Annotated in this window: 20 protein-coding genes; 8 read left to right on the forward strand and 12 right to left on the reverse strand. The window is 61.3% G+C overall.

Translation table 11 applies throughout. The annotated features are described in order from the left end of the window. Positions 1 to 25: 25 nt before the first annotated feature. Complete coding sequence (locus tag ACIQAL_RS04205; protein WP_401142782.1) at positions 26 to 1531, reverse strand: sigma 54-interacting transcriptional regulator; 1506 nt, start codon at positions 1529 to 1531, stop codon at positions 26 to 28. Positions 1532 to 1752: 221 nt separating this feature from the next. Between ACIQAL_RS04205 and ACIQAL_RS04210 the strand changes: the two genes are divergently transcribed. Further along, the gene (locus tag ACIQAL_RS04210) at positions 1753 to 2463 is read left to right on the forward strand and encodes a DJ-1/PfpI family protein (RefSeq protein WP_401142784.1); all 711 of its coding nucleotides are present in this window, start codon (positions 1753 to 1755) and stop codon (positions 2461 to 2463) included. 104 nt (positions 2464 to 2567) lie between these two features. Here ACIQAL_RS04210 and ACIQAL_RS04215 read toward each other — a convergent pair whose 3' ends face one another. Next, on the reverse strand, positions 2568 to 3908 hold the full coding sequence (locus ACIQAL_RS04215) for an aminotransferase class I/II-fold pyridoxal phosphate-dependent enzyme (protein WP_401142787.1): 1341 nt from the start codon (positions 3906 to 3908) through the stop codon (positions 2568 to 2570). Positions 3909 to 4260: 352 nt separating this feature from the next. On the opposite strand from ACIQAL_RS04215, the gene ACIQAL_RS04220 reads away from it, so the two are divergent. The 3 genes from ACIQAL_RS04220 to ACIQAL_RS04230 are packed head-to-tail and all read left to right on the forward strand — an operon-like array spanning position 4261 to position 7617. Next, positions 4261 to 5388 carry a M20 family metallopeptidase gene (locus ACIQAL_RS04220; RefSeq protein WP_401142790.1) on the forward strand — a complete coding sequence of 376 codons (1128 nt, stop codon included), beginning with the start codon at positions 4261 to 4263 and terminating at the stop codon, positions 5386 to 5388. Next, a complete protein-coding gene (locus ACIQAL_RS04225) occupies positions 5385 to 5729 on the forward strand; it encodes a DUF485 domain-containing protein (RefSeq protein ID WP_341958577.1) in 345 nt (114 codons plus the stop codon). Before ACIQAL_RS04220 ends, ACIQAL_RS04225 begins: the two co-directional genes overlap by 4 nt. Next, the gene (locus ACIQAL_RS04230) at positions 5716 to 7617 is read left to right on the forward strand and encodes a cation acetate symporter (RefSeq protein ID WP_401142793.1); all 1902 of its coding nucleotides are present in this window, start codon (positions 5716 to 5718) and stop codon (positions 7615 to 7617) included. The genes ACIQAL_RS04225 and ACIQAL_RS04230 overlap by 14 nt, the downstream gene beginning before the upstream one ends. Positions 7618 to 7632: 15 nt before the next feature. Here ACIQAL_RS04230 and ACIQAL_RS04235 read toward each other — a convergent pair whose 3' ends face one another. From ACIQAL_RS04235 to ACIQAL_RS04245, 3 genes are all read right to left on the reverse strand, one after another. Next, positions 7633 to 8151 (reverse strand): GNAT family N-acetyltransferase, encoded by a 519-nt coding sequence (locus tag ACIQAL_RS04235; protein ID WP_401142796.1) that lies wholly within the window; start codon positions 8149 to 8151, stop codon positions 7633 to 7635. A 119-nt stretch (positions 8152 to 8270) separates the two neighbouring features. Then, on the reverse strand, positions 8271 to 8633 hold the full coding sequence (locus tag ACIQAL_RS04240; protein WP_166598445.1) for a hypothetical protein: 363 nt from the start codon (positions 8631 to 8633) through the stop codon (positions 8271 to 8273). A gap of 128 nt (positions 8634 to 8761) precedes the next feature. Next, positions 8762 to 9730 carry a GlxA family transcriptional regulator gene (locus tag ACIQAL_RS04245; protein ID WP_401142799.1) on the reverse strand — a complete coding sequence of 323 codons (969 nt, stop codon included), beginning with the start codon at positions 9728 to 9730 and terminating at the stop codon, positions 8762 to 8764. Between the two features lie 105 nt (positions 9731 to 9835). Between ACIQAL_RS04245 and ACIQAL_RS04250 the strand changes: the two genes are divergently transcribed. After that, the gene (locus ACIQAL_RS04250; RefSeq protein ID WP_401142801.1) at positions 9836 to 10123 is read left to right on the forward strand and encodes a hypothetical protein; all 288 of its coding nucleotides are present in this window, start codon (positions 9836 to 9838) and stop codon (positions 10121 to 10123) included. Between the two features lie 731 nt (positions 10124 to 10854). Here ACIQAL_RS04250 and ACIQAL_RS04255 read toward each other — a convergent pair. Together ACIQAL_RS04255 and ACIQAL_RS04260 are read right to left on the reverse strand one after the other, a co-directional pair. Further along, on the reverse strand, positions 10855 to 12213 hold the full coding sequence (locus ACIQAL_RS04255) for a sensor histidine kinase (protein WP_401142804.1): 1359 nt from the start codon (positions 12211 to 12213) through the stop codon (positions 10855 to 10857). Further along, on the reverse strand, positions 12210 to 12920 hold the full coding sequence (locus tag ACIQAL_RS04260; protein WP_401142805.1) for a response regulator: 711 nt from the start codon (positions 12918 to 12920) through the stop codon (positions 12210 to 12212). Before ACIQAL_RS04260 ends, ACIQAL_RS04255 begins: the two co-directional genes overlap by 4 nt. 169 nt (positions 12921 to 13089) lie before the next feature. Between ACIQAL_RS04260 and ACIQAL_RS04265 the strand changes: the two genes are divergently transcribed. Continuing rightward, a complete protein-coding gene (locus tag ACIQAL_RS04265; protein WP_401142807.1) occupies positions 13090 to 13872 on the forward strand; it encodes a VacJ family lipoprotein in 783 nt (260 codons plus the stop codon). Here the strand turns inward: ACIQAL_RS04265 and ACIQAL_RS04270 are convergent. From ACIQAL_RS04270 to ACIQAL_RS04280, 3 genes are all read right to left on the reverse strand, one after another. Next, a complete protein-coding gene (locus ACIQAL_RS04270) occupies positions 13859 to 14320 on the reverse strand; it encodes an Hsp20 family protein (protein WP_166598439.1) in 462 nt (153 codons plus the stop codon). The genes ACIQAL_RS04265 and ACIQAL_RS04270 overlap by 14 nt on opposite strands. A gap of 422 nt (positions 14321 to 14742) precedes the next feature. Continuing rightward, positions 14743 to 15249, reverse strand: a complete 507-nt coding sequence (locus tag ACIQAL_RS04275) for a thioredoxin family protein (RefSeq protein WP_401142809.1) — start codon at positions 15247 to 15249, stop codon at positions 14743 to 14745. Positions 15250 to 15339: 90 nt separating this feature from the next. Further along, positions 15340 to 15621 carry a hypothetical protein gene (locus ACIQAL_RS04280; RefSeq protein WP_401142811.1) on the reverse strand — a complete coding sequence of 94 codons (282 nt, stop codon included), beginning with the start codon at positions 15619 to 15621 and terminating at the stop codon, positions 15340 to 15342. Positions 15622 to 15645: 24 nt separating this feature from the next. Between ACIQAL_RS04280 and ACIQAL_RS04285 the strand changes: the two genes are divergently transcribed. Then, the gene (locus ACIQAL_RS04285; protein ID WP_401142814.1) at positions 15646 to 16056 is read left to right on the forward strand and encodes a VOC family protein; all 411 of its coding nucleotides are present in this window, start codon (positions 15646 to 15648) and stop codon (positions 16054 to 16056) included. Between the two features lie 477 nt (positions 16057 to 16533). Here ACIQAL_RS04285 and ACIQAL_RS04290 read toward each other — a convergent pair whose 3' ends face one another. Then, positions 16534 to 17427, reverse strand: a complete 894-nt coding sequence (locus ACIQAL_RS04290) for a LysR family transcriptional regulator (RefSeq protein WP_401142816.1) — start codon at positions 17425 to 17427, stop codon at positions 16534 to 16536. Positions 17428 to 17529: 102 nt separating this feature from the next. Here ACIQAL_RS04290 and ACIQAL_RS04295 point away from each other — a divergent pair, with 102 nt between their 5' ends. Continuing rightward, positions 17530 to 18258: an SDR family oxidoreductase gene (locus ACIQAL_RS04295; RefSeq protein ID WP_401142819.1), complete on the forward strand. Its 729-nt coding sequence runs from the start codon at positions 17530 to 17532 to the stop codon at positions 18256 to 18258. Positions 18259 to 18475: 217 nt separating this feature from the next. Here the strand turns inward: ACIQAL_RS04295 and ACIQAL_RS04300 are convergent, their stop codons facing one another. Beyond that, a complete protein-coding gene (locus ACIQAL_RS04300; RefSeq protein WP_401143725.1) occupies positions 18476 to 19432 on the reverse strand; it encodes a LysR substrate-binding domain-containing protein in 957 nt (318 codons plus the stop codon). Between the last annotated feature and the right edge of the window lie 58 nt (positions 19433 to 19490).

Genomic DNA, 19490 nt, shown 5'->3' on the forward strand with positions numbered 1-19490 from the left:
CGAACACGGCACTGGAGCAAAAGGCTCAGGACTTGCCAGGGATGCCGTATTTGCGAAGTCGCATGGAGATCGACGTGTGCGAGGTCTGCAACCGCGCCGCCAGCAGTCGGCTGGAAGGGTGGCTGGGGTAAAGCTGTTCCAGCAGGTCTTTCTCGAAGCGGGCAACCGCGTCCTCCAGGCTGCCTATCTCGCGGGTTTGCTGCCCATCCACGGCCGTGCGCGCGATGTCCAGGTCGTCGAGGTCCACCCTGGGATGTTCACAAATGGCCGCAGCGCGAAATATCACGTTTTGCAATTGCCGGACGTTCCCCGGCCATCGGTTGTCGAGCAAGGCGGGAAACGTGCTGGGGGCCAGACGGCAAACCGGACGCTGAATCTGCGCGCAGGCTTGCTGCATGAAGTGCTCTGCCATCAACAGGATGTCCTGGCCACGCTCGCGCAGTGGCGGCACGTGCAGGTTGAGCACGTTGAGGCGATAAAACAGGTCTTCACGAAATTGACCGTCGCTGACCATGTTTTCCAGATTGCGGTGGGTCGCGCTGAGGATTCGCACATTGACCCTGATCTCCCGGTCACCGCCGACGCGACGGAAGCATCCATCGCTCAGAAAACGCAGGAGTTTGGCCTGCAGATAGGGTGACATTTCTCCGACTTCGTCCAGGAACACCGTGCCTTGATCCGCCAGCTCCAGCAGCCCGAGTTTGCCGCCCCGTTGCGCGCCGGTGAAGGCGCCAGCGGCGTACCCGAACAGCTCACTCTCGGCAAGGCTCTCCGGCAAAGCTGCGCAATTCAACGGCAAGAACGGCGCGTCACGCCGTTTGCTGATCGCGTGGCAGGCGCGGGCCACCAACTCTTTGCCGGTGCCTGTCTCGCCTTGAATCAGCAGGGGTGCATCGAGCCCCCCCACGCGATGCGCTCGCGCCTTGAGCCTTTGAATGGCTTGAGAAGCACCCAACATCGCGTCGAAGCCACCGGCAGGGTCATGGCGCAGCGCCGACAGCCGCTCGCCGATTCGGCTTGGCGGGTAGAGGGTGATCAGGGCGCCCGCCGCATTGATCGGCATGGCGTCGAGCAGCAGGGTTCGCCCTCCAAGGCTGACTTCTCGCATCGGCAAGCGAAAGGCGTGACTGACCAGCGTGTGCAGCACGTCGTCATCAAACACCTCGGCGAGTGACTCGCCGGCCGGTTCGCGTCCGCACAGGGCAATCAGCGCAGGGTTGGCCAGCAAGACATGCCCTCGCTCATCCACCGCCAATACCGGGTCGGAGCTGGCAGATAACAACGCATCGAGCTGCAGATGCCGGCGCTGGCCCGGAAGGATGTCGACCACCGTCACCGATTGCACGCCTTTCACGTCGAGAAATGCGCCGCGCAACTCTTCCAGCACCTCGGCGCCGAGCGTCGGCGCATCAATGTAGACGTGGGGTGGAACCATCTCCACGGCCTCCAGATTGAAGCGGCGCCCACCCAGCAGGGCGAGGACTTCCTGAGTGATGCCAACGCGGTCGATGAAGGTCACGTGAATGCGCATAAATGCCCTGAGAAACGTGTGTCTGGTCGCGTGAACAGGGCGGTCGATGGTCCGTTTGCGTAACTCACCCGGAGGCTCTGCCCAGCGATGGAACGCTGGACAGGCCACCCGTGGGTACTCACCCCGGCGTCAAAATTCGTTGACAGGGCAGACAATAGCCTATATTTGTACTGGTACATAACAAATGTTGTACCACAAACCTTGATACTGTTGGAGCGAACATGACTATTCCACTCGAGACCCATTTGAAGATCGGCGCCCTGATCTTTCCCGGCATGGATCAATGCGATTTCACCGGCCCCTTCGAAGCGTTGGCACGTACCCCGAACTCGACGTTCTTCACCATCTGGAAGGACAAAGAGCCGGTCCGCGATCTGGCCGGGATGCTGTTGCTGGCCGATACGACCCTGGACGAGGCGCCACAGCTCGACGTGCTGCTGGTGCCGGGCGGCTATGGCCAGCAAGCCCTGATGCACGATGAGGTCGTGCTTTCTTTCATCCGCCAGCAAGCCGCAAACGCGAAGTACGTGTTCTCGGTGTGCACCGGAGCGTTGCTCTGTGGCGGGGCTGGCTTGCTCAAGGGCAAGCGCGCGACGACCCACTGGACAGCCATGGAAACGCTGCCCTTTTTCGGTGCCATCCCCAGCGATGAGCGGGTCGTGATCGACGGCAAGTTCGTCAGCGCTGGCGGCGTGACGTCCGGGATCGATGGGTCGCTGGTACTGGTTTCACTGCTGCGCGGGGAGACAGTCGCCCAAGAGTTGCAACTCTACATGGCCTACGATCCGGAACCGCCTTTCCAGGCCGGTTCACCGAAAAGCGCGCCTGCCTCGATCTTGCGCACGGTAACGGAACGCGCGGCCAACATCACGGCCCAGCGCCTTGAAACCGCACGTGCTTATCACGCCAGCCAAACGTTGGCCCGCGCTTGATTCTGCCGGATCAATCCGCTTTTCCAGCGTGACACGGGACGATCGATGATGGCTCGCAATGGGCCGGCATTGATCGTCCCGGTCTGGTCCTGTCGGCGCCAGACTCAGGCCGACAGTGTGGTGGTCACGGCGTGACGGGCGGCGACGAGCGCCTCCACGAACACGCTGCTTTGTTGCGGTGTCATTCTCGATGATGTGATCCGAATGCCGGACTGGGGTGTGACGCAGAAATCACGCCCCGTGCGCACCAGCCAGCCCGCATCGAACAGGCGTTCGGCCACTGCACGCTCGTCGGGGATGGGCAACCACAGATTGAGCCCGGCGCCGCCTGCGACGTTGAACCCTTTCTTTTTCAGCATCGTCACCAAGGCCGTATGGCGCTCGATATACGTTGCGCCACCGGCGGCTATTTTTCGGCGGATGGCAGGGCTGATGAGCAGCTCAAGCGCCAGACGCTGCAAAAAGGTGCTGACCCACCCCATGCCGACGGCCTGTCTGTTTTCGAGGCTTTCGATGGTCTGGGCGTCTCCGGTCGATACCGCCAGTCGGTAATCAGGCCCCAGGAATTTGGACAGCGACCTGACAACCAGCCAGGGCCCGTTCTCCCGGATGTGCCATGGATGATAATCGGCCAATTGGAGCAGGCTGGAATGATCGTCATCGATGAACAGCACGTCATCGGCATGGGCGGCAATGTCCGCCAGCGCCCGTGCGCGCTCTTTCGACGTCGAAATACCGGTGGGATTTTGCGCACGGCTGCTGAACAGCACCGCCTTCACGCCCACGTCCACTGCCGCTTGCAGGCTGGCGGGGACGATCCCGTGCTCATCGAACGCAAGGGGCACCAGCTCAAAGCCCATCAGGCGCGTCAACGCCAGCAGGCTCATGTAGCCGGGGTCCTCCACGGCCACTTTGTCACCTGCAATAAGCCCGCTCGCTTCAAGCGCGCGCTCGATCAGATCCAGAGCGCCTGCGGAGACAAAAATGCTTCTGTCCACGGGCACGTCGTCCGCCAGGAAGCCCTCTTTTGCCCATTTGACGAACCCTGCGTTGTTTCGCTGCTCGCCATACAAATGGTTGTCGAGGCTCATGCGGGAAAATGCGTCGCGAATGTCGTGGTCATCGGGAAGAAACGCGATGTCCGGATTGCCGTCACGCACCGACATCATCTGGGGCAGGCCGACATCGGCGGAAGGCGCCGACGACGAGGGGTTGGCAACGATCGAACCCCGTCTGCCATCGGACACCACCAGCCCCGTCGCCTGTAGCTGTCGGTAGGCAACCACCACTGTGTTCTTGTTGACACCCAGGTCCGCCGCGAGGTTACGCACCGTTGGAAGGCTTTCACCCGGCTTGAGGCGGTCGTCGAGAATGGCCTGCTCAATGGCACGGCGTATGGATTCTGCCTTGCCTTCGGCAATTTCATGGGGTTGCAACGTGAACATAATCATCCTCAACGGTCTTTGCGACCTGGCCGTGGGTGCGGGAGGGCCATGCCGCGTCCGGCCGGCGCCGGTACAGGGAGACATACTTTAGCTCGAACCGGGACAAACCTGTACCTTCGCCTGGATGTTGCACATGCATAGGGCCGAAATGCCGGGACATACGCCGGGTCGTGGGGCGTTTGTACCAGATGTGAGGGCTCATCAACTCCCTCGCCCTTATGTTTTCGGTTGACGGTCACGCATCGTCATTATAGATTCATCTGGTACAAAATAAGTAACGTACCAGTACATGGCGTTTCAAGACCGCTTTGTCTAGGTGCGACATCCTGCTTCCTAACATAGGAATCCTATCGTGCCCCTAAGTCTGCGTGACCCTATAGCACTGACGCGACACCTGGTCTGCACCAACACCATCAACCCCCCTGGCAATGAAGGCCCCCTCGTCGAAGAGTTGGAGCGGGCACTTAAAACGCTGGGGTTGACCACGCTGGTCCAGTCGATCGCCCCGGGACGGGCCAACCTTTTGGCATGGAACCCTTCGGCGGACGGGTCGAGGTTATGTTTCACAGGTCATCTCGACACCGTCCCGTTAGGCGCGGCTCCGTGGGTTCAGGCGCCGTTGGGCGGGGAGGTGATCGGTGATCGTCTCTATGGCCGCGGCGCTTCGGATATGAAGGGGGGCATCGCGGCTTTTCTTTGCGCGTTGCACACCTTCGCGACGCGGTTCGGGTCGTTGCCTCCCGTTCTGGTTGTACTGACCGCGGGTGAGGAAACGGGGTGTGAAGGGGCCAAGCGCCTGGCCGAGCTTGATCTGTCCGGTCTGGACGTGGGCGCGTTGCTCATCGGAGAGCCGACCGCGAATCAATGTGTCGTCGGGCACAAAGGCGCGCTCTGGCTGACGGGACAGGCCACGGGGAAGACCGCGCACGGTGCCATGCCCGAGCTTGGTGATAACGCCATCTACCATGCGGTCGATGCCATCCAGAAGCTGCGGCAATTTGATTTCTGCACCCCGGTCGATCCGTTGCTGGGCAGTCCCACCTTAAACATCGGCACGATCACGGGAGGCATGAACGTTAACTCAGTGCCGGACACGTCAGCGTTCACGATCGACATCCGCACCGTGTGCGGGCTTTCCCACAAGGAGCTGTGCGGCAGGGTGGGCGACCATATCGGCGGCAACGTGAAGTTGTCAGCGACAGTGGATGTACCCGCCCTTTCGAACGATCTCGCCAACCCGTGGATCCGGCAGGTCACAGAATCCGTCGCGTTTGTCACCGGTGAGCAGTCAGCCGTGCGGACGGTGGCGTTCTTCACGGATGGTCCGGTACTCCGGGAATTGTTTGGCGAAGTGCCGGCGATCGTCATCGGTCCCGGAGAGCCTTCTTGCGCCCATCAGACGGATGAATGGTGCAGCGTCAGACGCGTTCATGAATGCGTCGATATTTATTCCCGGCTCCTGGAGGATTGGCAATCATGAATGCGCTCAAACAACTTCCCGTCCCGCCGCTGCACACGGATGAAAAAGCGTTGGCGATTGAATCTTTCGAACGCTGCATGGCCGCAAAAAACCGAATGCTGGTCACGCTGAGTGCCGTTTTTTTCACCTACTATTTCGCGTTCATTGTCGGGGCGGGGTGGTTTCGCGACATTTATGTATTGCCGTTGATGGGTGGGGTCAATGTGGGGACTGCGTTTGCGGTGTCGCAGTACTTCTTCGTTGCGGGCCTTGCCCTGATCTATGCGTATCGGATGAAAGCCATTGATATTCAAATAACAACGTTTTCCGACGCCTGGAGAAAAGTCCATGAACACTGTTAAGCGCTGCGTCGCGGGGTGTACAGCGATGTTCGCGACCGCCTCATCCCAAGCGGCAGATCTGGTGCCGCAAGCCCACAAACCTTATGCCTTGGCGGCGTTTGTGGCGATTATTCTGATGACGTTGGTCATCACCGGATTGGCTTCGAAAAAGGGCAAGAGCACGCGTGACTTTTATACCGCGGGGGGCGGCATATCCGGGGTCAAGAATGGCTTCGCGATCGCCGGGGATTACCTGTCTGCCGCCGCGTTTCTGGGGGTGTCGGGCCTGATCGCGCTGTATGGTTACGACGGCATTCTTTACCTCATCGGTTTTTTCGTCGCGCTGATGCCTGTGCTGTTATTCGTGGCCGAGCCCTGCCGAAACCTCGGTCGCTACACGTTTGGTGATGTGCTCGCGTATCGCTATGACTTTCGTACGTCCAAGATTCTCGCAGCGACATCGAGTGTCGTCATCGTCATCGCTTATATGATTCCGCAAATCGTCGGCGGCGCCGTTCTGCTCTATGCGCTGTTGGGCATCAAGTACGAAGTGTCGGTCGCGGTGGTCGGCGTATTAATGCTCACCTACGTGACGTTTGGCGGCATGACGGCCACCACCTGGGTGCAAATCATTAAGGCAGGCTTGTTACTGACGGCGTGTGCAGGTTTGACCGTGCTCGCACTCATTCCCTTTCATCTTGATATTTCGGCGTTCTTTTCGTCGCTCATCCATCAAGCCGCACTGTATGACTATCTTTCCCATGGCCGTGCATTGGCGTCCGGTGAGGACCCGACGTTGGTGACGAAAACCTTTTTCGAGCCGGGCCTGTATTTGAAGAACCCGCTGGAGCAAGTGTCGTTAGGCCTGGGACTGACCTTGGGCACGGCCGCCTTGCCTCATATTCTCATGCGTTTCTTTACAGTGAAGGATGCACAAACGGCGCGTAAGTCAGTGTTGTGGGCCATGCTCGCCATCGGCGCTTGCCACTTGCTGATCATTTTTCTGGGTTTCGCGGCGGCTTATTACGTGGGCAGTTCGACGATTATCGCGAGTGATAAAGGTGGCAACCTGGCTGCTCCTTTATTGGCCCAGCTGTTGGGCGGAGGGGCAGACACAGTATCCGGCAATGTGCTGCTGGGTCTGGTGGCTGCCGTTGCGTTCGCCACGATCGTGGCGGTGGTGGCGGGGTTGACCCTTGCCGCGGCGTCGTCGCTGGCCCACGACGTGTATGTGGGCGCCATCAAGAAGGGCGTGGCGTCGGACCGCCAGCAAATGCTGGCCGGGAAACTGGCCGCCATTCTGGTGGGCGCCGTGGCCATTTCTGCAAGTCTGATGGCCAAGGGGCAAAACGTCGCCCAGTTGGTAGGGCTTGCCTACGCCATTGCTGCTTCGGCCAATCTCCCGGCATTGATCGGCACCTTGTACTGGAAACGTTGCAATGTCTTCGGTGTGGTCTGCGGCGTCATCGGCGGGACACTGGCCGCGATCGTGGTAGTGCTTGTCTCGCCCAACATGCAATACCCGATGGCGATTCGCGCAGAGACCACCGTAACGATGACCCGTATCGCGGCGGACATTCAAACGCTGGAAACCCGTCTTGATGCGCCAGGCCTGAACGATGAGTCCGTCAAGGCCTTGACCGCCGCACTCGCCAAAGCCCAGGCGAACCTCCAGACCAACAAAGATAAATACGACGCGACAGGCGCTGAAACCACCAGTCTGGTGGGGTTGGAGCAGCCGTTGATCGGTTTGAAAAACCCTGGGGTGATTTCGATTCCGCTCGGCGCGATCTTTTTGATACTGGGCACTCTTCTCTACCGTAGACGCGTGGACGCCGATGAGAAATGGCGTGCCTTGGTGTTGCGCCGTGACAGCGGCATCGGCATGGAAGACGCGATCAGCCACTGACGCTGAATGCTGGACTCAAAGTGACAGTGTGAACCGCCTTTCCCTTCCGGGCTCCCCGTGAAGGGCGAGGCGGTCACGGCCGAAACCACACCGCGCCAGTACCTTCTGCGACCCTCGATTTTCCTCAAACACATACGCCACCAACCCGGTCAGCCCCCAGCGGCTGTGCGCCTGTTGAATCAGGTGCCTGAGCGCGTGGGTGGCCAAGCCCTTTCCGGCTGCCGTTTGCGCGATTCGATAGCCCACTTCCGCGGTCCCGGACTGCGCATCGATTTGCTTCAAATTGGCCCTGCCCACGATGTGCCCGCTGGCATCTTCGATGACGCACGGATGCCATGTACCCAAGGCGAGCTCGGACAGGCAACGCTCAATGTGTTCGTTCACACCTTGCGGTGAGTAAAACGACGCGGGGCGGGGGTCGATGTGGGATTCGAACCAGGCGCGGTTCTCGGTTTCGAACGCGAGCAGCGCTTCAGCGTCAGTGCCTCGCAGGTCGCGAATGTGAACGCTGTCGGGGAGAGAAGGGGTGGACATGGGCACGATCCTTGTGTCGAGACCGCCGATGATGCCGGTAACACAACGGGAGGGCAATTAGCGCAGGTTGGAAGGGTATGGCAGTGGCAGCCGGAGATCGACTGCCACGGGATTTGATGTCAGCTTCGCAAGTCGGTGTTTTTGTCTTCGCAGGACACTTTCGGCTTGTCGACCGGCCGAAATTCGCCCTTCACGGCGAGTTCGTTGAAATGGCTGCCCAGTTCGTCTTCGATTTTACGGATGGCAGAGGTGTCATTCAGGTCATCGACCACCAGCCACAGGCGCGGCAAGTTCTGGAAGAACGCCTCGTCGATTTCCACGTCCTGGGTCAGCTCGCGGTCGGCGCGCCAGAGGCATTCGCGTTGCGAGATGGCAGGGTCCTGGGGCCAGGTTTCGGACGTGGTGAGCCAGATTTCGTAGAAATCCTTCAGCTCTTCTCGGCCCATTTTTTCTAGTTTTTCCAGCGGAACGAATGTATTCACGGCGTCACCTGTCAGCGATTGAATTCCATGGCACGGCGTCGAGCCGGCGCCTGCCTCTCGCCGCTCAAGGGCGGAGGCCTACTCCTATAGGGCCAGGGTTTGCCGAGGGAGTTCCATCAATCGATGGGTCAGCGCAGATCGGCCCGCAGGTCGCGCACCCCACGGCCCAAGCGTTGGCGCAGCAGCGTGCGCAGGGTCGAACCGTCGGCGTAGCCCACTTCGGTGGCGATGGCTTCAAGGTCGAGATCGCTGCCGTGAAGCAGCGTTTGCGCTCGTTCGACACGCAAGTCCTGAAAATAGGAGAGGGGGGATTTGCCCAACACGTCTTCGCATCGCCGTTGCAGCGTCCGGCGACTGGTGGCCAGGGCTTTGGCAGCGGCGGGCAGCGAGAAGCCTTCTTTGAGGTGCTCGCGGGACCAGCGTTCGAACCGCAGGATCAGCGGGTCGGCCTGGGCCAGATGGTTGGGGATGATGTACGGCGCCTGCAACGAGCGGATGTCCGCCAGCAGGTAGCGCGAGACCATCGCCGCCAGTTCCGGACTGGCCTGGCGAATCAGCCACAGCGCCAGATCCAGATGCCCCAGGGCGGCCCCGGCGGTCACGCCGATGTCGGTCTGCACCAGCATGCGCGATTCGTCGAGGTGAACATTCGGGTAGCGCTGCCGGAACAACGGCGCGAGCCACCAGGTGGTGGTCGCTTCGCGCTGATCCAGCAGCCCGGTTTCCGCCACCAGAAACGTGCCGATGCACGACGCGGCGATCTGCGCGCCTTCGGCGTGCCACTGTTTCAGGTGAACCTTGGCCTTTTTCACGTCGGGGCGTTCGAGGGCCGGAATCAACTGTTCGGGCGACCCGGTGGCCAGCGCCGGGAGAATCACCCAGTCGGGCTTGAGGTCAGGCGTGATCGGTTTGACGGGCACGATCAGTCCTTGGGCGGTCTGCACCTTCCTCCGCACACCCACGAGGGTGACGTCGAAAAATGGGCTGCCGCCTGCTGGCTGGGCGGCCGCGAATTTGTTGGCAAGGCGGAAGGCGTCGAGCAGCACTGACAAGCCGGTGTCGAACAGGCCTTCCAGCGCGACGATGGTCATGCGCATGGCGTAAATGATCCTGAAAATGGCATTCAGGACCATACTCGTTTGTCGCCGACGCCGCCATATTGGGACCTCCGAAACACACCGAAACCGATCTGGAGATCACCCATGAAAGTCTTGGCAGTTGCAACGATCACCCGCCCACTCACCCCGGAAATGCGCCAGCAGATCATGCCCAGCGAAGTCCCGGCCACGCTTCAGCTTTATCTGGACGGCAAGATCGAGCAGTTCTGGTTCCGGCAGGACAAACCGGGCGTCGTGTTCCTGATGAACGTCGAATCCGTCGAAGAGGCGAAAGCTGCCATCGAAGCCCTGCCGCTGACCGCGCAGGGGATCGCGTCGTACGAGTTCATGACCATCGGCCCACTGGCGCCGCTGCGGTTGTTGATTCAATAACCACAGCAATCCCTTCCCACAGGGGGCAGCGTTGCGGCCATATCTGCGGTCTGACTCTGACTCAATCACAGCAACCGCGCGTCGCCGCCACATTTGCGGGCTGACGCCGACTCAACCTGTGGGAGCGAATTCATTCGCGAAAGCGGTACTTCAGACGGTGGAGATGTGTCGCCTGTGCCGAAGATTCGCGAATGAATTCGCTCCCACAGGGGGGGCAGCGTTGCCGCCGTATCTGCTGTCTGACACTGACTCAATCACAGCAACCGCGCGTCGCCGCCACATTTGCGGGCTGACGCCGACTCAACCTGTGGGAGCGAATTCATTCGCGAAAGCGGTGCTTCAGACGGTGGAGATGTGTCGCCTGTACCGAAGATTCGCGAATGAATTCGCTCCCACAGGGGGCAGCGTTGCCGCCATATCTGCGGTCTGACTCTGACTCAATCACAGCAACCGCGCGTCGCCGCGACACTTGCGGTCTGACGCCGACTCAACCTGTGGGAGCGAATTCATTCGCGAAAACGGTACTTCAAACGGTGGAGATGTGTCGCCTGTACCGAAGATTCGCGAATGAATTCGCTCCCACAGGGGGGCAGCGTCGCCGCCATATGTGCGGTCTGACACTGACTCAATCACAGAAACCCCGTGTCGCCGCGATACTTGCGGTCTGACACCGATTCAACCTGTGTGGGAGCAGCAGGAGGTTTTGACGGCAGCAAAGGCGATCCCCTGGTTCACACCGACACTGGCAGCACTACCTTCACGCCCAACCCACCCCCTTGCCGGGCCTCCAGCGTCAGGCTGCCGCCGTGCTCCAACACAATGGCCCGTGCCGCAGGCAGCCCCAAGCCCACACCACCCGTGTGTTTGTTGCGCGAGACTTCGATGCGGAAGAACGGGGCGAAGACCTTTTCCTGAAACTCCGCCGCGATGCCGGGGCCGCGGTCGGTGACGTGGATTTCGACGCTGCCGGTCAGCGCACGCAAGCTGATCCCCGGTTCCGTGCCGTATTTGAAGGCGTTGTCCAGCAGGTTGACCAAGGCGCGCTTGATCCCGATGGGTCGTCCTACGAACACGTAACGTGGCGGGGCGTCGAGCGCCACGTCGATGCCCGCGTCCTTGAAATCATCGACGAGGGTGTGCAGCAGCTCGGCCAGGTCGAATGCGGTAGCCTGTTCCAGTCGCGCATCATCGCGAAAGAACTCCAGCGCCGAATTGACCATTGCCTGCATCTCGTCCACGTCCCGGAACAGCCGCGATTGCTGCTCCGGGTCTTCGATGAATTCGCCGCGCAAACGCATGCGGGTCAGCGGGGCGCGCAGGTCATGGGAAATGGCCGCGAGCATCTGCGTGCGGTCCTGCAAAAAGTGCTGGATCTGCGCCTGCATCCCATTGAACGCCAGAATCGCTTCGCGGATTTCCCGAGGCCCTTCGACGGCAATCGGCGGCGCCTTGAAGTCCACGCCGAAACGCCGCGCCCCCTTGGCAAAGCGCTCCAGCGGCGTCGCCAGATGGCGCGTGGCAACCAGCGCCACCAGCAGGGTCGAGGACAGAATCAGCACGAGAATGATCAGATTGCGCGGCAGCTCCGACAGCCCCCAACTGCGGGTTGGCACCGAAAACAGCACCCAGCTCTTGTCGCTCAGTTCGATCAACAGGCTGTAGCGACTCTCGGCCAATTGCGGGACCCAGTCGGTGGGTTCATAGGCCTCGATTATCGCCGTGGGCCTGTCCAGCAACCGGCGCAGCAGCGGGCCACCGGAGCGGAAGTCCGGGTCGCCAACCGGTGGCATACGGGCGTCTTCGTGACGCGGCAACCACTGGCTGGTGAACGCCTTGTCGCTGGCTGCACTGGCGATCCCTGGCCGTTGCGCCGGGGGCACGGAATCGATGATTCGGGTCACGGCAGCGGCCTTCTCCATCAGGCCGGTTTCGGTGAGCGGTGGCCGGGCCCACACCCCGCCGAGCAGGCTGACCACGCCGTTCAACGCCAGAGACGTGAGCATCGCGGCAACCGTGGTCAAGGCGATCCAGCGTGCCACGGTGTCGCGAGGCAGGCCCAGTGTGGCGCGCACCGCCCGTACCACGTTCATCGACTGACCACGGCAGGGGTGAACAGATACCCCACGTTGCGAATGGTGCGGATCATCGGCATCGCAGTCACTTCCGACTCCAGTTTGCGGCGCAGACGGCTGACCTGCACATCGATGCTGCGATCAAAGGCGTCATGGGTTTCGCCCCGCGCCATGTCCAGCAATTGCTGGCGGGTGAGGACGCGACGAGGATGCTCGGCGAACACCAGCAACAGCTCGAACTCCCCGGCGGACAGCGGAATCATCACGTTATCCGGCGAGCGCAATTCCCGGCGCGTGACGTCCAGTTGCCAGTCGGCAAACATCAAAATCGGTCGTGGCGCCTCGCGGGTCGGGTGTTGGTGTTCTCCAGTCCGTCTGAGCACGGCGCGCACCCGGGCCAGCAGTTCGCGGGCGTCGAAGGGTTTGGTCAGGTAATCGTCGGCGCCCAGTTCCAGACCGACAATGCGATCACTTGGCTCGCCCAGCGCCGTCAGCATGATCACCGCGACATTGTGTTCGGCGCGCACGCGTTGGCACAAGACGAGGCCGCTGTCCCCCGGCAGCATTACGTCGAGGATGATCAGGTCCGGGGCGCGCCGCTCGACGGCCTGCCACAGCGAAGGCCCATCGATGGCGACCTCGACGCTGTAGCCGTGTTGCTGAAGGAATTTCTGCAGGAGGGCGAGGACTTCGAGGTCGTCGTCCACCAGGATGAGATGGCTCACGGTCGGGCACGCTGTCGGGCTGGAAAACAGACGCCTATCTAAAATCATTCAGCGCGCCGCGTCATATATTTCAATCCGGCAACAAAGCGACCGGTTTGCAAGAAACCGGCAATCTTCGGGCAAAAAAGCCTTGGCAGCATCGTCGGCACTTCCTGTCGAGATGCTCCGCATGCCTATCCTCAAACCTGCTGTGCCCTGTGTTCGATTCGCCGCTGTTGGTGTGCTGGCCGTGCTCGCCAGCGGTTGCGCGACGCCGCCTTCCCCGGCGCCCTTTTCGTGTGAGCCGGTGGCCTACCAGATTCATGACCCCGCTCAGTCGGTGAACCGGGGCATCTTCGCCTTCAACCGCACGGTTGACGATTACGCCCTGGCCCCGGTGGCCCGTGGCTATCGGCATTTGCCGGGGTTCTTCCAGAGCGGCGTGCACAACTTCGTCGCCAACTTCGGCGAGCCGAAGGTCTTCATCAACGACTTGCTGCAAGGCAACGGCCGACGCTCGGTTAACACCCTGGGGCGCTTCGTCATCAACACCACCGTTGGCGTGGTCGGGCTGTTCGACGTGTCGGGCAAGCTGGGCATCGAGCGGCATAAGGCCGATTTCGGCCAGACCTTCGGCGTCTGGAGCATCGCCGACGGACCTATCGTCGAACTGCCGCTACTCGGCACCGCCAACCTGCGGGACGCCACCGGCAAGGTATTGAGCTTCGCGGTCGATCCGTTCGGCGACAATAGCGACACCGTCGACACCCTGAGCACGATCAACACGGTGGGCGGGATTGTCGATGACCGAGCGCGCCTGTTACCGGTGACGGACAAATTGCGGCAAGAGCCTGACTACTACGAGGCGCTGCGGGACACCGTGGCGGCGAAGCGGGCAGCGTTTGTCGAAGAGGGGCGGTCAGGGGCCGTCGCGGGTGAGACGGCCGATTGCTCCACCTTCAACCCCGATTGATTCGGTACTCCCCGGGACCATCGCCCGAGCTGTCGATCCTGATGTGTCGGGCCTTGAGCGGCTCCGGCATGCGGTGCAGCAGAAAAACGATCAACAGCCCGTGCTCGAACGTTGCGCCTTGCACTTCAATGTGGTCGGCCAGATGAAACACCATGCGAAACGGGCCGTGGGCGATGCCTTGATGCAGATAAGTCGCGCCCGCATCGGCGTGGCGCTCGCCGCCGCAAATCGTGAGCACGCTTTTTTCCAGTTGAAGGTCCAGGTCGTCGGCGCACAGCCCGGCAGCGGCGATGACGATCCGATAATGATCGTCGCCGTAGCGCTCGACATTGTGAGGGGGGTAGCCCGAGGCTGCTTCGCTGTGGAGGGCTGACTCGAAGACATCATTGAAACGATCGAATCCCACCGATTGGCGGAACAACGGGGCCAAAGAGCTTGCAATGGCCATGTCCAACGCTCCTGAATATAAGGATATGCACCTTAGAGAGTTGAGCTGAAGGAGCGGAAATTACAAGGAGTCCGGCACAGAGATTGGCGTCGTCCGCTAAACACCGTACGCCACAGGAAGACATGCGGCGTCCAGGGATTGAGCTGACGACACAAACCCACTGTGGCACTCCGGCGCGGCAGCCGTGACTCGCGGCCATCGGCAACCCGGACACGATTGTGTTTGAGCAAAGAACGCGAGCACGGCACTGAACCTTGTGGGAGCAGCCGGAGGAACGACGGCCGCGAAGCGGTGGAGCAGACGATTGATCGGCAACGGACCCCACCGCCGTCGCTACCGTCGTCCCTCCGGCGTCTCCCACGGGATTTTTGCCGGTCTCGACACGTCCACACACAGGCAAACCCGTGAGATGAATCAGCACATCAAGGCTTTGGCGCTTCGAGCATCGCGAGCACATCCAGCACGGTATTTTCCAGAAATCTCCCCGCCCGATAATCCGCCTTCACGGCATCGCCGCCGTCCGCCACGGCCTGCGGGCTTTCGACGAAACGCCCCAGCACGTGGAACGCCTCATCCAGCACCAGCACGAACGGGATCGAAATCCGCTCCAGCGCCAGCGGTGCCTTGAGCGCCTGTTCCGCCCGGCTTTTGGTGATCACCGCCAGCTCAATGTTCGGCTGCACGCGATGAAGGTGATCCAGGACGGTGAGGTTGATCTGGCAATCCGGGCACCACATTTCGCCCGCCGCCAGCAGATGAACACGGCCACGGACAGCGCGCAGTCGCTCAAGGGTGGCGGAACTGAGGGCGTTGGTTTCCGCGAGCTGTTGCTGGATGCGGCGAACGCTGGCGATTTCTGCGGGCAGGCCGCGACCGACGAAGGTGTCGAACGCTTCGCCGATGCTGAAAAGGTCCTGATAAGAGGTCATGAGGGGCTCATTTTGAATGGCGATGGGGCATCCCAGCAGAAATGCGGCTGTGCTGCAATCGCGGAGACTGAACCGACCCCGGGACAGTGGTCACGTGCGCCCCTTCGGCTTGACCACCTTCAACCGTGCAATCGCGAGGCTGTGTAGGTACTGGCGCACCGCATCATGGTGTTCGACGCCGACGTGATAGCCATCCAGCAGCCCCAGCAGATACCCTTCCGCCATCCCGTGATACCGCGAAACGCTCTCGCGGGTGTCGCTGGTCTTCAACTTCACGATCAACTCATCGATCCGCGCCCGATGCTCGGCAGAAAACCAGCCGTCCTGCGGCGGCGATCCTGTTTCGTCCAGCGGCGTTGCATCGGCACTCATTGAACCTCCAAAGGGCTCGTTCTCATGTTGACCGGTTTCAATCACCTGACCCTTGCGGTGGCGTCTCTGCCGCGAAGTGTTGAGTTTTACCAGAAAACCTTGGGCTTCAAACTTTCCGCGCGTTGGGCGCGTGGCGCGTATCTCACGCTGGGAGATCTCTGGCTGTGCCTGTCGCTGGATGATGTGTGCCCGGAAGGTGTGCAACTGAACTACACGCACTATGCATTCACCGTGGCGCCGGAGCATTTTGCTGCATTCGGACAGTTGCTTGGGGACCGGAACGTCTCACTTTGGAAACAGGATAAAAGTGAAGGGGACTCGTTGTATTTTCTTGATCCCGATGGCCATCAGCTCGAAGCCCATGTAGGCGATTTGGCGTCCCGGCTGGCCGCTTGTCGGGTCAGTCCGTATGAAGGGATGGAGTTTTTTGACTAGCGCTTGGCGCGAAGCGACAGTGAAATCAGAGACCTTGGTTGTGTCAGGCATACCGCGTCCACCGGGTTTGCGACTGCTGTGGTCGAGCGCGACCCCGGGCCGATCGCGAGCAAGCTTGCTCCTACGCCTTCGGCAGAAGCGGGATCGTGGTGCGCTCGAGGGTTTCGATTCTGGCGGCAGGCCGTGGGAGCGTAGCTTGCTCGCGATCTGGCGCGAAGCGGCAGTAAAATCAGAGACCTTGGTTGTGTCAGGCATACCGCGTCCACCGGGTTTGCCACTGCTGTGGTCGAGCGCGACCCCGGGCCGATCGCGAGCAAGCTTGCTCCTACGCCTGTGGCAGAAGCGGGATCGTGGTGCGGTCGAGGCTTTTGATTCTGCCCGAAGGGCGTGGGAGCGTTGCCTGCTCGCGATCTGCTGCGAAGCGGCAGTAAAACCGGGCAACCCGGTGGATCAGGCTCCCCGCGCGCACTGCATGTTCTATCCCTTCCTATACCCTCGCACATGGTCAATCAACGCCCTCAACTTCGGCGCCAGGTTGTGCCGATTCGGGTAGTACAGGTAGAACCCCGGAAACGGCGTAAGGTATTCGTCCAGCACGGTCACCAACTCCCCGCGTTGGAGGTACGGGCGGAAGGTGTCTTCGATGCCGAAGGTGATTCCGCCGCCCGCCAGCGCTGTGCGCACCATCAGCAGCATGTCGTTGGTGGTGATTCGGGGGGCGACGGCGACGTCGAAGGCGCAGCCGTTTTCGGTGAATTCCCAGCGCCAGGGCGCGACGTCCGGGGCGGGACGCCAGCCGATGCAGCGGTGGGCGGTGAGGTCGCGGGGGTGTTGCGGTCGCCCGTGCTGCGCCAGATACGCCGGGGTGGCGACGGCGACTTCGCGTTGCTCGCCAGTCACCGGGATGGCGATCATGTCCTGCTCGATCACTTCGCCCAAGCGCACGCCCGCGTCGAACCCGCGCTCGACGATGTCGAACTCCTCATCGGTTACTGTCACGTCCAGCGTCACGTTAGGGAAGGCTTCGACGAAGCTGGCGATCAGCGGGCCGTCGAGAAAGCGTTCGGCAATCGACGTCACCGCCACCCTCAACAACCCGCGAGGCGGTCCTTGCAGCGCGGCGCTGTCGAGGGCGATGGCCATAGCTGACAACGCACCCGCGGTCTGTCGGTGCAAGGCTTCGCCCGCTTCGGTCAGGCGCACATTGCGGGTCGAGCGCTGGACCAGGGACACCCCGAGGCTGTCCTCCAACCTGCGAATACTTTGGCTCACCGCTGAGCGGCTCACCCCCAAATGATCGGCGGCCGCCCTGAAGTTGTGCCACTGCGCGACGGCCGCGAAGACTTTCAGCAGATTGAGATCAATGTCCATTGGTAAGCAGCGCTAACCTGTTCGGTCAGTGGAGAGGGAGTTATCGCGACAATGCTTCACGGTTAGTGTGTCCGTCAACGTCACTCACACGAGAACCTGAACATGAGCCTCGACAAAATCATCCTCATCACCGGCGCTTCCAGCGGCATTGGCGAAGGCATCGCCCGGGAGCTGGGCGCCGCCGGTGCGACCCTGATGCTGGGCGCGCGCCGTACGGACCGTCTGCAAACCCTGGTGGACCAGATCAATGCTGCCGGCGGGAAGGCCGAGTGCCGGCGCCTCGACGTGACCGATCCTGCCGACGTCGTTGCGTTCGCCCAAGCCGCACGGGTGCGTTGGGGCAGGGTGGACGTGATCATCAACAACGCCGGGATCATGCCGCTGTCGCTCATGGCCTCAATGAAAACCGAAGAATGGGACCGCATGGTCGACGTCAATATCAAGGGGGTGCTGCACGGTATCGCGGCGGTCTTGCCCGAATTCACCCAGCGTGGCTCAGGGCATGTGATCAACATCGCTTCGGTGGGTGCGTTGAGCGTCGTGCCGACGGCGGCGGTGTACTGCGCGACCAAATACGCCGTGCGCGCCATCTCCGACGGCTTGCGCCAGGAAAGCCCGGACATCCGCGTCACCTGCATCCACCCTGGCGTGGTGGAAAGCGAACTGGCCTCGACCATCACCGACGACGCCGCCAAATCTGCCATGGCCACCTACCGCGCCATTGCCCTGCAACCCGACGCCATCGGCCGGGCAGTGCGCTACGCCATCGAACAGCCGGACGACGTCGATGTGAACGAGATTGTGGTGCGGCCCACACGCACGGTTCAGTGAGCGGCCCCTACAGTCTCCGAATCACTGTCGCCTGACCCATCCTTCGCGAATGAATTCGCTCCCACAGTGGATCGTGTCGCTCACAACAGCACGGCACGCCGCCGTCCCTGGACTATCTGTAGGAGCGAATTCATTCGCGATTGGCCGGCACAGCCGATAAGTCTCTACGGCCCTTTAAGTGTCTTACAGCACAGAAACCCGTGGGAGACGCCGGAGGTTACGACGGCAGCGAAGGCGTTTTATCTGGCCCAACACGATCCCCAAATGCACCCACCTGTTCCTTCGCCGACACCAGCAACCACTCCCGAAATACCTCGGCGCAAGGTGACAGGGCGCGGTGTTTCACGGACACCAGAAACTCCCCGAACCGCGTGACGCACTGGAAGTCCGTGACCCGCCGCAGTTCGCCCTTGGCCACGGCTTCGTCCCCCATGAAGGTCCACGCCAGGCCGATGCCCATGCCTTGTTGCACGGCGCGGAATGCCAATGTCAGCTGATTGAACACCGGGGCGTTGTCGGGCGGTATGTAGTCGTGGTCCAGCAGTTCAAACCACTGTTGCCAGTCCAGGCAACGCCAGGCGGAGGTGTCGATTTGCACGAGGTTGGCCCGTGCGAGGTCTTCCAGCGTCTCGATGCCGGACACGTCGTAGGACGGGTGGGCGGCCGGGTAAACGATCTCCGGGAGCAAAAAGTCGCTGTTCAACGAGGCCCATTGCCCGTCCCCGTAGAGGATGCCAAGGTCGAAATCGTTGAGGCTGGCGTCGTCGATTTCATTGATCGCATGCACGTGCACGGCGATCTCGGGGTAAGCCTTGTTGAATTCGATGAGTTTAGGAAACAGCCAGAACTGCGCCAGCGCATGGGTCGCCAACACCGACACGGCGTTGGTCTGGTGGACGTTGCGAATGCGCGTGACGCTTTGATAGAGGGTCGACAGCATGACGTTGACCGTCATCAGCAATTCCTCTCCCGCTCGGGTCAACGCCACGCCCCGAGGTTTGCGCTCGAACACCGGCACCCCGATGCACGTCTCCAACTGACGCATCTGTTTGCTCACCGCACTCTGGGTGAGAAACAGCTCCGACGCCGCGTGGGTGAAGCTCGCGTGCCGTCCGACGGCTTCGAACGTGATCAGTGTTTCAAGGGGCGGCAGGTTGCGCAGGTAGCGGTTGATGACGGTGTCTCCTCAAGGCTCGATCCTGGGGCTGACATTCCACCGAGGAATGTGTCGC

This window comes from Pseudomonas sp. NPDC088368, assembly GCF_044753445.1.
In the GTDB taxonomy this organism is placed as follows: domain Bacteria; phylum Pseudomonadota; class Gammaproteobacteria; order Pseudomonadales; family Pseudomonadaceae; genus Aquipseudomonas; species Aquipseudomonas bambusae.

Bases quoted from the DNA above. Each gene is read 5' to 3' on its own strand.
- ACIQAL_RS04230 (WP_401142793.1), top strand. From the start codon at position 5,716: ATGAACACTGTTAAGCGCTGCGTCGCGGGGTGTACAGCGATGTTCGCG.
- ACIQAL_RS04265 (WP_401142807.1), top strand. From the start codon at position 13,090: ATGCCTATCCTCAAACCTGCTGTGCCCTGTGTTCGATTCGCCGCTGTT.
- ACIQAL_RS04285 (WP_401142814.1), top strand. From the start codon at position 15,646: ATGTTGACCGGTTTCAATCACCTGACCCTTGCGGTGGCGTCTCTGCCG.
- ACIQAL_RS04290 (WP_401142816.1), bottom strand. From the start codon at position 17,427: ATGGACATTGATCTCAATCTGCTGAAAGTCTTCGCGGCCGTCGCGCAG.
- ACIQAL_RS04210 (WP_401142784.1), top strand. From the start codon at position 1,753: ATGACTATTCCACTCGAGACCCATTTGAAGATCGGCGCCCTGATCTTT.
- ACIQAL_RS04295 (WP_401142819.1), top strand. From the start codon at position 17,530: ATGAGCCTCGACAAAATCATCCTCATCACCGGCGCTTCCAGCGGCATT.
- ACIQAL_RS04255 (WP_401142804.1), bottom strand. From the start codon at position 12,213: ATGAACGTGGTACGGGCGGTGCGCGCCACACTGGGCCTGCCTCGCGAC.
- ACIQAL_RS04270 (WP_166598439.1), bottom strand. From the start codon at position 14,320: ATGGCCATTGCAAGCTCTTTGGCCCCGTTGTTCCGCCAATCGGTGGGA.
- ACIQAL_RS04275 (WP_401142809.1), bottom strand. From the start codon at position 15,249: ATGACCTCTTATCAGGACCTTTTCAGCATCGGCGAAGCGTTCGACACC.
- ACIQAL_RS04280 (WP_401142811.1), bottom strand. From the start codon at position 15,621: ATGAGTGCCGATGCAACGCCGCTGGACGAAACAGGATCGCCGCCGCAG.
- ACIQAL_RS04225 (WP_341958577.1), top strand. From the start codon at position 5,385: ATGAATGCGCTCAAACAACTTCCCGTCCCGCCGCTGCACACGGATGAA.
- ACIQAL_RS04205 (WP_401142782.1), bottom strand. From the start codon at position 1,531: ATGCGCATTCACGTGACCTTCATCGACCGCGTTGGCATCACTCAGGAA.
- ACIQAL_RS04235 (WP_401142796.1), bottom strand. From the start codon at position 8,151: ATGTCCACCCCTTCTCTCCCCGACAGCGTTCACATTCGCGACCTGCGA.
- ACIQAL_RS04215 (WP_401142787.1), bottom strand. From the start codon at position 3,908: ATGTTCACGTTGCAACCCCATGAAATTGCCGAAGGCAAGGCAGAATCC.
- ACIQAL_RS04250 (WP_401142801.1), top strand. From the start codon at position 9,836: ATGAAAGTCTTGGCAGTTGCAACGATCACCCGCCCACTCACCCCGGAA.
- ACIQAL_RS04245 (WP_401142799.1), bottom strand. From the start codon at position 9,730: ATGCGCATGACCATCGTCGCGCTGGAAGGCCTGTTCGACACCGGCTTG.